This is a genomic window from Cupriavidus sp. FW306-1B-F12B, from assembly GCF_058781795.1.
The window spans coordinates 43,510-56,685 of sequence record NZ_JBYSXC010000019.1; the positions used below are offsets into that span (position 1 = coordinate 43,510).

Below are 13,176 nucleotides of genomic sequence, written 5' to 3' on the forward strand. Positions count from 1 at the left end.
AGGCACCTTAAGTATGAATAAGATGTCTTATTCGGTCAATAAGAATCTTTGTTTCGCAGCGCTAGCGCGCCGTTCTTTGTTGTTACCGCATTTCTACCGCGTATGAAAAAGGCCGATAAGCTCGCCATCCGCTACCGCGCGGCGAGCGACCTGGTGCGATACGAGCGGAATGCGCGGACGCACAGCGCCGCCCAGATCGAGCAGATCAAGGCGTCGCTGCGGCAGTTCGGCTGGACCAACCCGGCGCTGACCGCGGGCGATGAACTGCTGGCTGGTCACGGCCGGCTGGAAGCGGCCACGCAGCTGTGGGCCGACGGCGAGACCATCGCCAACTGCCCGGTGCCGGGCGAGGTGCCCACGGTCGACCTGTCGCACCTGTCGGCGGACGAGCGGCGCGCCTACATCCTGGCCGACAACAAGCTGGCCGAGAACGCCGGCTGGGACGTTGACCTGCTGGCCGGCGAGCTGCTGGACCTGCGCGACGCCGGCTTCGACCTGGCGCTGACAGGCTTCGACTCCGACGAGCTGGCCGAACTGCTCGACCCTCAGCCACCCGGCGCCGGCGGTGGTGGTGGCCAGTCGCTGGCCGACCGGTTCATGGTGCCGCCGTTCAGCACGCTCAACGCACGCGACGCGGCGTGGCAGGACCGCAAGAAGGCCTGGCTGGCGCTGGGCATCCAGTCGGAGCTGGGCCGCGACGCACCGGCGTACGCGTCGGCGTCTGAGCACCAGAAGGCAGGCCGCCCGGCCACGCAGCACAGGACCAGCGTGTTTGACCCGGTGCTGTGCGAGCTGGCCTACCGCTGGTTCTGCCCTGCCGGCGGCCTGGTGCTGGACCCATTCGCCGGCGGCAGCGTGCGCGGCATCGTCGCGGCGCGGCTGGGCCGGCAGTACGTGGGCATGGAGCTGCGGCCCGAACAGGTCGAGGCCAACCGCGGCCAACTGGGCCTGCTGCGGCCGGAAGACCCGGCGCCCGCCTGGCACGTCGGCGACAGCCGGCAGATTGGGCGGCGCCTGGCCGATGTCGAGGCCGATTTCGTGTTCTCGTGCCCGCCTTACGCGGACCTGGAACGCTACTCGGACGATCCGGCCGATCTGTCCACGATGGACTATCCGGCCTTCCTGACGGCCTACCGCGAGGTGGTCGCGGGCGCCGTCGGCCAGCTCAAGCCAGACCGCTTTGCCTGCTTTGTGGTCGGCGACGTGCGTGAGAAGCGTGGCACTGGCGCCTACCGCAACTTCGTGGCCGACACCATCGAGGCCTTTCTCGACGCCGGTGCGCAGCTGTACAACGAGGCCATCCTGCTTACCGCATACGGCAGCCTGCCCATCCGGGCCGGCAAGCAGTTCGCGGCGAGCCGGAAGCTGGGCAAGACTCACCAGAACGTGCTGGTGTTCGTCAAGGGCGACTGGAAGCGGGCGGTGGCCGCCTGCGGCGACGTGGACGTGTCGGACGACCTGTTCCCGGAAGCCGAGGACTGAGAGTTTCACCATGGCGGGACGCAAACCATTCCAGCCGACCGACGCTGACCGCAGGCTGGTGGCCTCGCTCGCCGGCTTCGGCGCGCCGCATGAGTACATCGCCAGCCAAGTGATTAACCCGCAGACCGGTAAGCCGCTGACGGCCAAGACGCTGCGCGCGCATTTCCGCGCCGAGCTGGACACCGCGAAGGACAAGACAAACGCCCTGGTGGCGCAGGCCCTGTTCAAGCAAGCCACCGGCACCGGCAAGGGCGCGGTCACCGCGGCGATCTTCTGGCTGAAGACCCAGGCTGGATGGAGGGAAACGCCGAAGCGCATCGAGCTGACAGGGGAAGACGGCGGGCCGGTCGAGCAACGAACCACTGTCGTCGATGAAAAAGAGGTCGTAGCCGCCGTCGCCAAGCTCGAGGACGAGTATTGACCCTGCCATCGAGCGGGCCGTCCTGAAGGCGAAATGCGAACGCGACCACCTGTTCTTCAGCCGGTACTTCTTCAAGCACCGGCAGGGCATCAAGTTCCGCGTCAACTGGCACCACGTGCTGGTCGCGGACACGGTGCAGCGTGTCATCGATGGCGAGCTGAAGAACGTCGTCATCAACGTGCCGCCGGGCTCGTCGAAGACCGAGCTGGTGGCGATCAACCTGATCGCGCGGGGCCTGGCGGTGAACCCGCGCGCGCGGTTCCTGCACATCTCATATTCGGATGACCTGGCGCTGCTGAACAGCGAGACGGCGCGCGAAATCGTCCAGTCGGACGAGTTCCAGGCGCTGTGGCCGCTAGCGATCGCGCCGGACGCGAAGTCGAAGAAGCGCTGGAACGTCATCGCCGACGGCAAGAAGGCGGGTGGTGTGTACGCCGTGTCGCTGGGGGGGCAGATCACCGGCTTCCGCGCGGGGCACATGACCGAGGGGTGGCAGGGCGCCATCATCATCGATGACCCGCTGAAGGTCGAGGACGCATACAGCAAGCCGAACCGCGACAAGGCGAACCGCAAGCTGCTGTCCACGGTGAAGAGCCGGAAGGCCAACCCGGACACGCCGATCATCGTGATCATGCAGCGGCTGGCTGAGGAAGACCCGACGGGCTTCATCAAGGCCGGCAAGGTGCCGGGCGACTGGGAATTCATCGAGATCCCGGCGCTGATCACCGACGAATACGTCGAAGCGCTGCCCGAGCGCATCCGCGCGATGGTCGAACTGGGCGAGAAGGATGCAGACGGGCGATTCAGCTACTGGCCCTACAAAGAACCGCTCGACGACATGCTGGCCAGTGAGAAGGCTGACCGGTATGTGTTCAGCGGGCAATACATGCAGCGCCCCAGCCCGCTGGGCGGCGGCATCATCCGCAGTGCCAACTTCGGGCGCTACTCGGTGGCGCCAGAGCTGCACAAGCGCGTCATCTATGCCGACACGGCGCAGAAGACCGCCGAGCGGAACGACTACAGCGTGCTGCAGTGCTGGGGGCACGGGAAGAACGGTCGGATCTACCTGCTGGACCAGATCCGCGGGAAGTGGCCGGCGCCCGAGCTGCGGCAGAAGGCCATCGACTTCTGGAACAAGCACCTGCCGTACGACTTCCACTTCGGCGCCGCGCTGGTGAAGATGCGCGTCGAGGACAAGGCCAGCGGCACCGGGCTGATTCAAGACATCCAGGCGTCGGGGACCATCCCCGTCGAAGGGATCGAGCGGCATCGCGACAAGCTGGTACGCGTTATGGACGTGGTCAGCTATATCGACGCCGGCCTGGTCATGATCCCCGAGGCGGCGGAGTGGGTCAGCGATTTCACGCAGGAATGCGACGCCTTCACCCCTGACGACACCCACGCGCACGATGACCAGATCGATCCAATGGTGGATGCGATCAACGACATGCTGGCCGGCGGCCGCTCGATGGACATCTGGACCAAACTCGGACAGCAATGAACCGTAACCAACGCAAAGCGCAGCAACGGGCGCACAAGGCCAACGTGGCCGCGTCCGCGGGCGCCAAGCGCTGGATCAGCGGCGACAGCTTCCAGAATTTCGAGGCGCGCGTCGGCCTAGGCACGAACAACCAGGCGAGCCAGTACAGCTACGGCTTCGACTTCATCTCGCGCAACCGCGTGCAGATGGAAGCCATGTACCGGTCGTCCTGGGTGGTCGGCCAGGTTGTGGACGTGGTCGCCGAGGACATGACCCGCGCCGGCATCGAGATCGGATCGGACTTGGCCCCGGATGACAAGGACAAGCTGAACGCCGCCATCGAGCGTATGGCGCTGTGGGACCGCATCTGCGACACCATCAAGTGGGGGCGGCTGTACGGCGGCGCGATCGCAGTGATGCTGATCGATGGCCAGCACCCGTCCACGCCGCTGCGGCCCGAGTCTGTCGGGAAAGACCAGTTCAAGGGCCTATTCGTGCTGGACCGCTGGCTGGTACAGCCAACCCTGAACGACCTAGTCACCGAGCTGGGCCCGGACATGGGCATGCCGCGCTACTACGACGTGGTCGACGACAGCATCGCGCTGCGGCGCCAGCGCATCCATTACAGCCGCGTGCTGCGGATCGACGGTGTCGAGCTGCCATACTGGCAGAAGGTCAGCGAGAACCTGTGGGGGCAGTCGGTCATCGAGCGGCTGATTGACCGGCTGGTGGCGTTCGACAGCACCACCGTGGGCGCCGCGCAGCTGGTCTACAAGGCCCACTTGCGCACGCTGAAGGTGGAAAAGCTGCGCGAGATCATCGCCATGGGCGGTCCGGCGCTTGAGGCGCTGATCAAGAACGTGGACATGATCCGCCGGTTCCAGTCCAACGAAGGCTTGACGCTCGTTGACGCGGCCGACGACATGCAGACCGACACGTACCAGTTTTCCGGCCTGGACAACGTCCTGATGCAGTTCGGCCAGCAGCTGTCCGGCGCGTCGCAGATCCCGCTGGTGCGCCTGTTCGGCCAGTCGCCGGCCGGGCTCAACAGCACCGGCGAGAGCGACATCCGGACGTACTACGACGGCATCAACCAGAAGCAGGAACGCCAGCTGCGCAGCCCGGTGACCCACTTGATGGAAGTCCTCGGCCGGTCCGTACTGGGCCGCGCCCTGCCTGAGGGGTTCGCCTATTCGTTCAAATCGCTGTGGCAGCTGTCCGACACCGAGAAAGCCCAGAACGCCAAGACGGTGACCGAGGCGGTGACCGGTGCGCTCGACTCGGGCCTGATCGACACGGCCACGGGCATGAAGGAACTGCGCCAGTCCAGCCACGTGACCGGCATCTACACCAGCATCACGGACGAGCAGATCGAGGAAGCCGAGAACGCCCCGCCGCCGACCCCTGAGATGGAACTGCCCGATGCTGATGACCCGAACGACGGACCGCAAGAAAAGCCGGAAGAATCCGGTTCGCCTGGCCGGACCGGAAAGGCAGTACGGGACTCAGCTGCGCCACGTCGCCAAGCAGGTGGGCGCGTTGGTCAATGGCTTTCCGCCTGGCGATCCCGCCGCAGCGCCGACGATTGAGCAGCTGCTGCGCCGCTACGCCGAGGCACTGACACCGTGGGCGGAGGCCACCGCGGCGCGCATGCTGGCCGACGTCAACCGGCGTGACGAGCAGGCCTGGATGACACAGGCGCAGGAGATGTCCCGCGCGCTGCAGTTGGAGATCCGGACGGCGCCGACCGGCGCAACGATGCGCGCGCTGATGGCTGAGCAGGTCGGGCTGATCAAGTCCATTCCGTTGGAGGCGGCCGAGCGCGTGCACCGGCTGACGATCGAGGGGCTGGAAGACAGCACCCGGGCCGCCGAGATCTCCAAGGCCATTCAGGCGTCGGGGGATGTGGCGAAGAGCCGCGCCGACCTGATTGCCCGGACGGAAGTGGCGCGGACCGCGTCGACGCTGACCGAGGCCCGCGCGCTGCATGTCGGCTCGCCCGGCTACTTCTGGCGCACCTCTGGCGACGGCGACGTGCGCGAGTCGCACAAGAAGATGGAAGGCAAGTTCGTGGCCTGGGACGACCCGCCGACGCTTGACGGCATGACCGGGCATGCCGGGCAGTTCCCGAACTGCCGCTGCTACCCCGAACCTGTGATTCCCGAGGACTGATATGCGCTTCTACACCGTCCAGAAGTTGGGGCCGAAGCGCTCGTTGACGCCCGAAGGCTTCCTGCTGTGCGAGGAAGTGCCCGTCGCGCGCACCGGCGAGATGCTGTATGGCCCGGGCGAGGTGCCGGTCGAGCCGGGCCCTGACGGCCTGATCCGCATCAGCCGGACACCGGAAGAGGTGTTCCGCGATGCGACCCTGGCCAGCTGCGTTGGCAAGCCCGTGACCCTCGACCACCCAGAGGACTTCGTCACGCCCGCAAACTTCTCGGCGCTCGGTAAGGGGTCGATGCTGAATCTCCGCCGCGGCACTGGCATTGCCGATGACCTGCTGATCGCCGATCTGCTGGTGACAGACCAGGTCGCAATCGACGCCATCCAGAAGGACAGCATCGAAGAAGTCAGCCTCGGCTATGAGGCCGACTACGAACAGGTATCACCCGGCCGCGGGGTGCAGCGGAACATCGTTGTCAACCACGTAGCTCTCGTTGAGCGCGGCCGGTGCGGACCGCGCTGCGCGATTGGCGATAAGGAACCTCAAATGGCAAAGAAGAAGCCCACTTTCCTCGACAAACTGCGCGCCCTGATGAAGGACGCCGAGTCCGACATCGAAGAAGAGAAGAAGACCGGCGATGAAGCGCCGGATGATGAAGACGAGGACGATGATCCGCCGGCAAAGACCGGTGACGCGCAGTCTGTCCTGCTCAAGAAGATCCTGAAGCGCATGGGCGCCCAGGACGCCGCCATTGCTGAGCTGGGCAAGCGCAAGGCCAAGGACTCGGAGAAGGAAAAGACCGACGACGAGGACGAAGACGACCCGGAAAAGAAGAAAACCGGGGACGATGGTGACCTCACCGACCCCGAGACCGCCGGCACGCTGAACCAGGCTGAGGTCGACCTGTACACCGGCGACGCCGCATCCAGCATCCCGTCGCGCGCGGAGATCCTGGCGCCCGGCATCAAGCTGCCGACCCTGGACGCCAAGATGGCGACCAAGGACCTCGCCGCCTCGCTGTGCAAGTGCCAGCGCAAGGCCCTGGACCTGGCCTACCAGACCGACGCTGGCAAGAAGGCCATCGGCCCGTTCCTGGGCGGCCTGACGGCTGACTTCGAAAAGCTGCCCGCCGCTCTGGTGCATGCGGCCTTCATGGGCGCCAGCGAGCTGGTGAAGGCGCAGAACAATGCCGGCAACAGCCGCAGCGCCGCGCCCACGCGCGACTTCGGCAAGGCCCGCACCGTGGCCGACATCAACGCCGCCAACCGCAAGTACTGGGCCGACCGGTCCGCCAACTAAGGAGTCCCGAACATGGGCAACGCAATCCTGTATCGCATGGCCTCGGGCATCCCGGGCGACATCTCGCGCCAGTCGCAGGCGACCGTCGAGGCACAAATCCTGAACTCGGCGCTGCCGTTCCCGGGCTATGGCCTCTTCGGCAAGATCGCAGCCGGCAAGTTTGTGCCGATCGCCGGCGGCGACACCGCGGCGGCGGTCTATGGCCTGCTGGTCCGTCCTTACCCGACCACCGGCGGCGCCGGCTCGGAACCGCTGGGCACGGCCACGCCGCCCACCACCGGCGTCGCGGACGTCCTGCGCCGCGGCTACATGACCGTCAAGAACAATGCCGGCACGCCTGCCATCGGCGGTGCGGTGTATGTCCGCGTGGCCACGCCCGCCGCCGGCAAGCCGATCGGCGGGATCGAAGCAGCGGCCGACGGCGCCAACACCATTGTGGTGACCGGCGCCACGTTCATGAACGCCGGCGACGCCAACGGCAACGTCGAAATCGCCTACAACATCTAAGGGGTCACCCAGAATGAGCAAAATCATCGTTCCGCGCATGGCAGCGGCGGCCGCGATCGCCATGGTCAACGCCCCGGCGATCATCCGCGCCCGCACGCGCGACAACATGCTGACGTTCGACAGCCGTACGATCGACAGCACCGGCGCTTTCCTGATCGGCGAGCTGGAACGCCTGGACCAGACCCTGCACGGCCCGCTGGCCTCGGTGACCTGGTCGCGCGACATCGACCTGCGCGAGGACGTGTCGATCGCAGATGAGACCTCGTCGTTCACCAACTCTAGCTTCGCGGCCGCCGGCGGCGCGTCGCCCAACGGCAAGTCGTGGATCGGCAAGGACGCCTCGGCCATCGCCGGCATCGCGCTGGACATCGGCAAGACGGCGAACCTGCTGACCCTGTGGGGCATGCAGATCGGCTGGACCATCCCCGAGCTGGAAAGCGCCCAGAAGCTGGGCCGCCCGGTGGACCAGCAGAAGTTCGCCGGCATGCAGCTGAAGCACAACATGGACGTCGACGAACAGGTGTACATCGGCGATACCGTGCTGGGCGTCACCGGCCTGGTGAACAATGCCGCCGTGACCAACCTGTCGAACGCCCTCACGGGGAACTGGAACACCGCAACGGCTGACCAGATCGTCGCGGACATCAATGAGCTGCTGACGAGCGTCTGGACCGCATCCGCCTACGCGTACTGCCCGTCCGAGCTGCGGCTGCCGCCGGCCAAGTTCGGGATTCTGGTGAGCCGCAAGGTCAGCGACGCCGGCAATATCAGCGTGCTCGAGTACGTGAAGCAGAACACCATCTCGAACTCGATCAACGGCCGCCCGCTGAACATCCAGCCCCTGAAGTGGCTGTTTCAGCGCGGCACCGCGAGCGCTGACCGCATGATGGCGTACACCAAGGAACAGGACAAAGTCCGCTTCCCGTTGGTGCCGCTGCAGCGCACGCCGCTGGAGTACCGCGACATCCGCCAGCTCACCACCTACTTTGGCCGCCTGGGCGTGGTCGAAGTCGTGTATCCGGAGCTGATCGGCTACCGCGACGGCATCTGACGGGAGAGCGACATGCCGAGGATCTACATCAAGAAGGCCTTTACCCTGCAGCACGAGGGCGAGAAGCACGAGTTCGCGGTGGGCAACCACGAGGTGCCTGCCGCGATCGCCGCCCACTGGTTCGTGAAGGCGCATACCGGCGAGGAACCGGCGGCCAGCCCAGAAGCCGATGCCGAACTGGCGGAGCAGCGCGCGGCACTGGACTCTGCCGCCGAGTTCTTGGAAGGCAAGGCCAAGGAGCTGAAGGAGCTGCAGGACGCTCTGGACGTGCGCGCCGGCACCCTCGCCGACCGCGAGCAGGCCGCCGACCAGCGCGACGCCGACCTGGCCAAGCGCGAGGCGGCGGTGGCAGACCGCGAGCAGGCCGCCGAGAAGGCAGCCGCTGATGCGCCCAAGGCGGCGAAGTCGCCGAAATGAGGGGTATGATGCCTCGCGAGGGGCATCAACCATCCGCCTATGACACCCGACCAGTTCCGACAGGACTTTCCCGAGTTTACCGACGAGACGAAGTACCCCGACGCCTCAGTCGAGTTCTGGCTGACGGTGTCGTCATCGCTCGTCAACGAGTGCCGCTGGGGAGTGCTGACGGACCAGGGCATCGAGCTTTGCACCGCCCACCACCTGGTGCTGGTCGCGCGCGACGAGCAGGCCGCCAGCGTCGGCGGCATCCCGGGCCAGATGACCGGCCCGCTTGCTTCCAAGGCCGTCGACAAGGTCAGCGCCAGTTACGACACCGGCGCGGCGACCATCGACGACGGCGGATTCTGGAACTTGACCACCTACGGCGTGCGGTACCTGACCCTCGCCAAGATGATGGGCGCCGGCGGCATCCAGCTGTAGCGCAGCCGCCCATCGGGAGAACCCCATGGGCGTCATGAAGGTAGACCGACTGAAGGAAGTCCTGCAGTCGATCAATGGTCTCGTCGCTAAGCAAGTTCTCATCGGCGTGCCGGACAGCACCGCCGGCCGCAAGGACGACGGCGAGCCGCTCAGCAACGCTGAGATCGGATACATCCAGGAAACTGGATCCCCAGCCAACAACCTGCCGGCCCGGCCGTTCCTCGTGCCAGGCGTCGCTGCTGCGCAGTCCAAGACGCTGCCGCAGCTGCAGAAGGGCGTGGAAGCGGCGCTGGATGGCGATATGGAAGCGGTGCAGCGCCGGCTCAGCGCTGCCGGCCTGGTCGCACAGGCGTCTGTCCGAAAGCGCATCAACAGCGGCATCACCCCGGCGCTGAGTGAGGCGACCCTGCGCGAGCGCGCGCGGCGTGGCCGCAAGGGTGCCAAGGAAGAGCTGGCGCGGCGCGCTGCCGGCGAGAAGCCTGGCACCGACCTGGCCAAGCCGCTGATCGAGACCGGCCAGCTGCGCAACGCGATCACCTACGTGATCCGCAAAAGGAAGTAGGCCATGGCGCTACTCGATGTCACCGACGTCCTGCTGGACCCGGATTTCATGGACACCGGCCTGGTGTGCAACCGGATGACGCAGGCGGTGGACAGCCACGGCCGGGCGACCAACGCGGTCACCAGCACCGGCTTCGCTGCGGTGGTAACCAGCGACAAGGGCGACGTCTTGCACCGCAACGCCGACGGCAGCCGGATCATCGGCTCCATTACCGTCCACACCCCATTCCGGCTCTCGGATGGCAGCGCCGGCCAGGACGCCGACGAGATCGTCTGGCAGGGGCGGACCTACACCGTGGTCAACGTCAACGACTACAGCCACTTCGGGCGCGGCTTCGTCTGCGCCACCTGTGACCTGAAACCGCTCTCGGGGTAATCCATGGCCAATACCAGTGCAACCGGCGGGTATCTGGCGCCGACGGCACCGGTACCGCCAGAAGACGACGCGCTCGACGACCTGCTGCAGGCGCTGGTGGCCGGCGTGTCGGGCCTGCCCGGGAACCTAGTGCGGCCGCGCTGGCAGCCGACCGTGCCGAAACAGCCAGAGCCCTCGGTGAACTGGTGCGCCCTGGGTGTGACCGAGCAGGAGAACGACGCCGGCCCGGCGATCCAGCACGACTCGGCCGGCGAGGGGCGCGACGACTACCAGCGGCACCAGGACATCAGGCTGCTGTGCACCTTCTACGGGCCGGCCGCAAAGGCCTACGCCCAGCGCCTGGCTGACGGGCTGGCAATCCCGCAGAACCGCGAGCAGCTGCGCCTGAACGACATGGCCTTCGTGTCCGCCGGCGAGATCCGCGCGGCGCCGGATTTCGTCAACCAGCAGTGGGTGCGGCGTTACGACCTGACTGTGCGGCTGCGCCGCAAGATCACCCGGACCTATCCGGTCCTCAACCTTCTGTCCGCTCAGGCGAGCACGGAAACCGACTCGGTACCGCCGATGGCGAGCACCACCAATATCGACCAGTAGAGGATGACCATGTCCAACGGATTGCCGGTTTCGCGGCTGATCGACGTCACCATCAACATGTCGCCTCTGGCGGCGCAGGGGGCGAATCTCAACACGGCGCTGATCCTGGGCGCTTCTGCGGTGATCGATACCAGCGAGCGGATGCGCTCGTACGGGACCATCGACGCTGTTGCAGCCGACTACGGCACCACCGCGCCCGAGTACAAGGCGGCGTTGCTGTACTTCCAGCAGACCCCGCAGCCCTCGCAACTCTACCTGGGCCGCTGGGCAAAGACCGCCACCGCCGGCTCGCTGCGCGGCGCCGCGCTGTCGGCCGCCCAGAAGGAAATGGCCGTGTGGACGGCGGTGACCTCGGGCGGCTTCAAGATCAGCGTCGACGGCGTCGAGAAGTCGCTGACCGGCCTGGACTTCTCGGGCGAGACCAACCTGAACGGCGTGGCCAGCGAGATTGACGCGGCCTTGGCCGGCGCATCGATTGCCTGGAACGGCTCGCAGTTCGTGGTGACGTCGGACACAACCGGTGTCGCCTCGACCGTGGGCTATGCCACCGCGCCGGCCGTTGGTACCGACATCTCCGCGATGCTGGGCCTGACCAGCGGCCTGGCATCGGCGCCGGTCGACGGCATCGTTGCCGAGACCCCGGACGCCGCGGTGGCGCTGTTCCTTGACCGCTTCGCGAACAAGTTCCTCGGCCTGATGTTCGCCGACACGGGCCTGACGAACGCGCAGCACACGGCGGTGGCCAGCCTGATCGAGGCGGACCAGCGCCACATCTACGGCGCGACCTCGCAAGAGCCGCAGACGCTGGATTCGACCAGCACCGCAGACCTGGCGTCGACGCTGAGGGCGATGGGCCTGAAGTATTCGTTCGTGCAGTACTCGAGCAGCAGCCCGTATGCCGCGGCGTCGATGTTTGGCCGGCTGCTGACCGTGGACTTCAACGCGAACAACACCACGATCACGCTGATGTACAAGCAGGAGCCCGGCATCGTTGCCGAGACCCTGACCAGCAGCCAGGCGGACACCCTGCAGAACAAGCGCTGCAACGTGTTCGTGGCGTACAACAACGAGACGGCGATCATCCAGTACGGCGTGACCCCCAGCGGCATCTTCATCGACTCGGTCTACAACTCGATTTGGTTCCAGAACCGCGTCCAGACCGACGTGTACAACCTGCTGTACCAAAGCCCGACGAAGATCCCGCAGACCGATGCCGGCAACGCGCTGATCGCCACCGCCATCGAAGCGGCATGCGACGCCGCGGTGAACAACGGCTACCTGGCGCCGGGCGTCTGGAATTCGGGCGGCTTCGGCGCGCTGAAGCAGGGCGACACGCTGGCCAAGGGCTACTACGTCTACGCGCCGCCCATCGCGCTGCAGTCGCAGGCGGACCGCGAGGCTCGCAAGTCGGTGTCCTTCCAGGTGGCCGCGAAAGAAGCCGGCGCCATCCATTCCGTTGACATCCTGGTCAACGTCAACCGCTGATAGGGGAAACCATGTCCGGAACGTATTCGTTCATCGATGTGCAGGCCTCCATCGTCGGGCCTGGCGGCGCATTCTCGCTGGGCTACGGCGAGGCCACGGCCGAAGAAGGCATCACCATTGCTGCGGCCAACGACAAGAACACCATGACCGTCGGCTCGGATGGCAATGTGATGCACAGCTTGCGCGCCGATGGTTCGGGTCAGATCACCTTGCGCTACCTGAAGACCGCGCCGATCAACTCGCGGCTGATGGCGCTCTACAACGCCCAGAAGATCGACAGTCGGCTGTGGGGCAAGAACATCATCACCGTTGGCCAATCGGTGGCCGGTGACATCGCCACGGGCATCCAGTGCGCCTTCAAGAAGGTGCCGGACCTGACCTACGCCACCGAGGGTGGCACGGTCGAATGGGTGTTCGACGCTGGCCGTATCGAAGAAATGCTGGGGACCTACTGACCATGGCACACGAAATCGATCTGGCGGGCAACCGCTACTCGCTGGGCCGCCTGAACGCGATGCAGCAGTTCCATGTGTCGCGTCGCATCGCGCCGATCGTGCCCACGCTGATCCCGGTCTTCCTGCGCGTGCGCGCCAGCGGCAAGCCGCTGAAGGACGATCTGGAAGGCCTGGCCGCGGCGCTGCAGCCGCTGGCCGATGGCCTGGCCGCCCTGCGCGACGAGGACGCCGAGTACGTGTTCGGCACCTGCCTGTCGGTGGTGCAACGCCAGCAGGAGACGGGCTGGGCCCGCGTCTGGAACGGCACGCAGACAATGTTCGAGGACATTGACCTGTCCGTGACGCTGCCGCTGGTGGTGCAGGTGATCAGGGCTAATCTAGGCCCTTTTATCAACGGGCTGCTTACCAGCCAAGCGAGCAGCCCGGCGGCCGCACCAGCCCCGGCTGGCTAAGGCATCTTC

16 protein-coding genes are annotated in these 13,176 nt (G+C 66.2%); all 16 read left to right on the forward strand.

Features of this window, described 5'->3' with window-relative positions; translation table 11 throughout:
• Positions 1–102: 102 nt before the first annotated feature.
• From AC3WLE_RS26735 to AC3WLE_RS26810, 16 genes are read left to right on the forward strand one after another with little or no spacing between them, the layout of a single operon-like run.
• Positions 103–1,482 carry a DNA methyltransferase gene (locus tag AC3WLE_RS26735; protein WP_492356622.1) on the forward strand — a complete coding sequence of 460 codons (1,380 nt, stop codon included), beginning with the start codon at positions 103–105 and terminating at the stop codon, positions 1,480–1,482.
• 10 nt (positions 1,483–1,492) lie between these two features.
• Positions 1,493–1,903, forward strand: a complete 411-nt coding sequence (locus AC3WLE_RS26740) for a hypothetical protein (RefSeq protein WP_492356621.1) — start codon at positions 1,493–1,495, stop codon at positions 1,901–1,903.
• Complete coding sequence (gene terL / locus AC3WLE_RS26745) at positions 1,899–3,404, forward strand: phage terminase large subunit (RefSeq protein WP_492356658.1); 1,506 nt, start codon at positions 1,899–1,901, stop codon at positions 3,402–3,404. The genes AC3WLE_RS26740 and terL overlap by 5 nt, the downstream gene beginning before the upstream one ends.
• Positions 3,401–4,972 carry a DUF1073 domain-containing protein gene (locus AC3WLE_RS26750; protein ID WP_492356620.1) on the forward strand — a complete coding sequence of 524 codons (1,572 nt, stop codon included), beginning with the start codon at positions 3,401–3,403 and terminating at the stop codon, positions 4,970–4,972. The genes terL and AC3WLE_RS26750 overlap by 4 nt, the downstream gene beginning before the upstream one ends.
• On the forward strand, positions 4,923–5,555 hold the full coding sequence (locus AC3WLE_RS26755; protein ID WP_492356619.1) for a phage head morphogenesis protein: 633 nt from the start codon (positions 4,923–4,925) through the stop codon (positions 5,553–5,555). Before AC3WLE_RS26750 ends, AC3WLE_RS26755 begins: the two co-directional genes overlap by 50 nt.
• Position 5,556: 1 nt before the next feature.
• The gene (locus AC3WLE_RS26760; protein WP_492356618.1) at positions 5,557–6,846 is read left to right on the forward strand and encodes a DUF2213 domain-containing protein; all 1,290 of its coding nucleotides are present in this window, start codon (positions 5,557–5,559) and stop codon (positions 6,844–6,846) included.
• A gap of 12 nt (positions 6,847–6,858) precedes the next feature.
• The gene (locus AC3WLE_RS26765) at positions 6,859–7,353 is read left to right on the forward strand and encodes a structural cement protein Gp24 (RefSeq protein ID WP_492356617.1); all 495 of its coding nucleotides are present in this window, start codon (positions 6,859–6,861) and stop codon (positions 7,351–7,353) included.
• A 13-nt stretch (positions 7,354–7,366) separates the two neighbouring features.
• Positions 7,367–8,404, forward strand: coding sequence for a DUF2184 domain-containing protein (locus tag AC3WLE_RS26770; RefSeq protein ID WP_492356616.1), 1,038 nt, complete (start codon positions 7,367–7,369; stop codon positions 8,402–8,404).
• Between the two features lie 12 nt (positions 8,405–8,416).
• A complete protein-coding gene (locus AC3WLE_RS26775; RefSeq protein ID WP_492356615.1) occupies positions 8,417–8,821 on the forward strand; it encodes an STY1053 family phage-associated protein in 405 nt (134 codons plus the stop codon).
• A 39-nt stretch (positions 8,822–8,860) separates the two neighbouring features.
• Complete coding sequence (locus AC3WLE_RS26780; RefSeq protein ID WP_492356614.1) at positions 8,861–9,244, forward strand: DUF4054 domain-containing protein; 384 nt, start codon at positions 8,861–8,863, stop codon at positions 9,242–9,244.
• Positions 9,245–9,269: 25 nt separating this feature from the next.
• Positions 9,270–9,806 (forward strand): hypothetical protein, encoded by a 537-nt coding sequence (locus tag AC3WLE_RS26785; RefSeq protein WP_492356613.1) that lies wholly within the window; start codon positions 9,270–9,272, stop codon positions 9,804–9,806.
• Between the two features lie 3 nt (positions 9,807–9,809).
• A complete protein-coding gene (locus tag AC3WLE_RS26790) occupies positions 9,810–10,181 on the forward strand; it encodes a hypothetical protein (RefSeq protein ID WP_492356612.1) in 372 nt (123 codons plus the stop codon).
• A gap of 3 nt (positions 10,182–10,184) precedes the next feature.
• Entirely contained in the window at positions 10,185–10,775 is a 591-nt protein-coding gene (locus AC3WLE_RS26795; protein ID WP_492356611.1) for a phage neck terminator protein, read from the forward strand.
• Positions 10,776–10,784: 9 nt separating this feature from the next.
• Positions 10,785–12,260 (forward strand): DUF3383 domain-containing protein, encoded by a 1,476-nt coding sequence (locus AC3WLE_RS26800; RefSeq protein WP_492356610.1) that lies wholly within the window; start codon positions 10,785–10,787, stop codon positions 12,258–12,260.
• An 11-nt stretch (positions 12,261–12,271) separates the two neighbouring features.
• Positions 12,272–12,715 (forward strand): tail tube family protein, encoded by a 444-nt coding sequence (locus AC3WLE_RS26805; RefSeq protein WP_492356609.1) that lies wholly within the window; start codon positions 12,272–12,274, stop codon positions 12,713–12,715.
• Positions 12,716–12,717: 2 nt separating this feature from the next.
• Positions 12,718–13,167: a phage tail assembly chaperone gene (locus AC3WLE_RS26810; protein WP_492356608.1), complete on the forward strand. Its 450-nt coding sequence runs from the start codon at positions 12,718–12,720 to the stop codon at positions 13,165–13,167.
• The last annotated feature ends 9 nt before the right edge of the window (positions 13,168–13,176 follow it).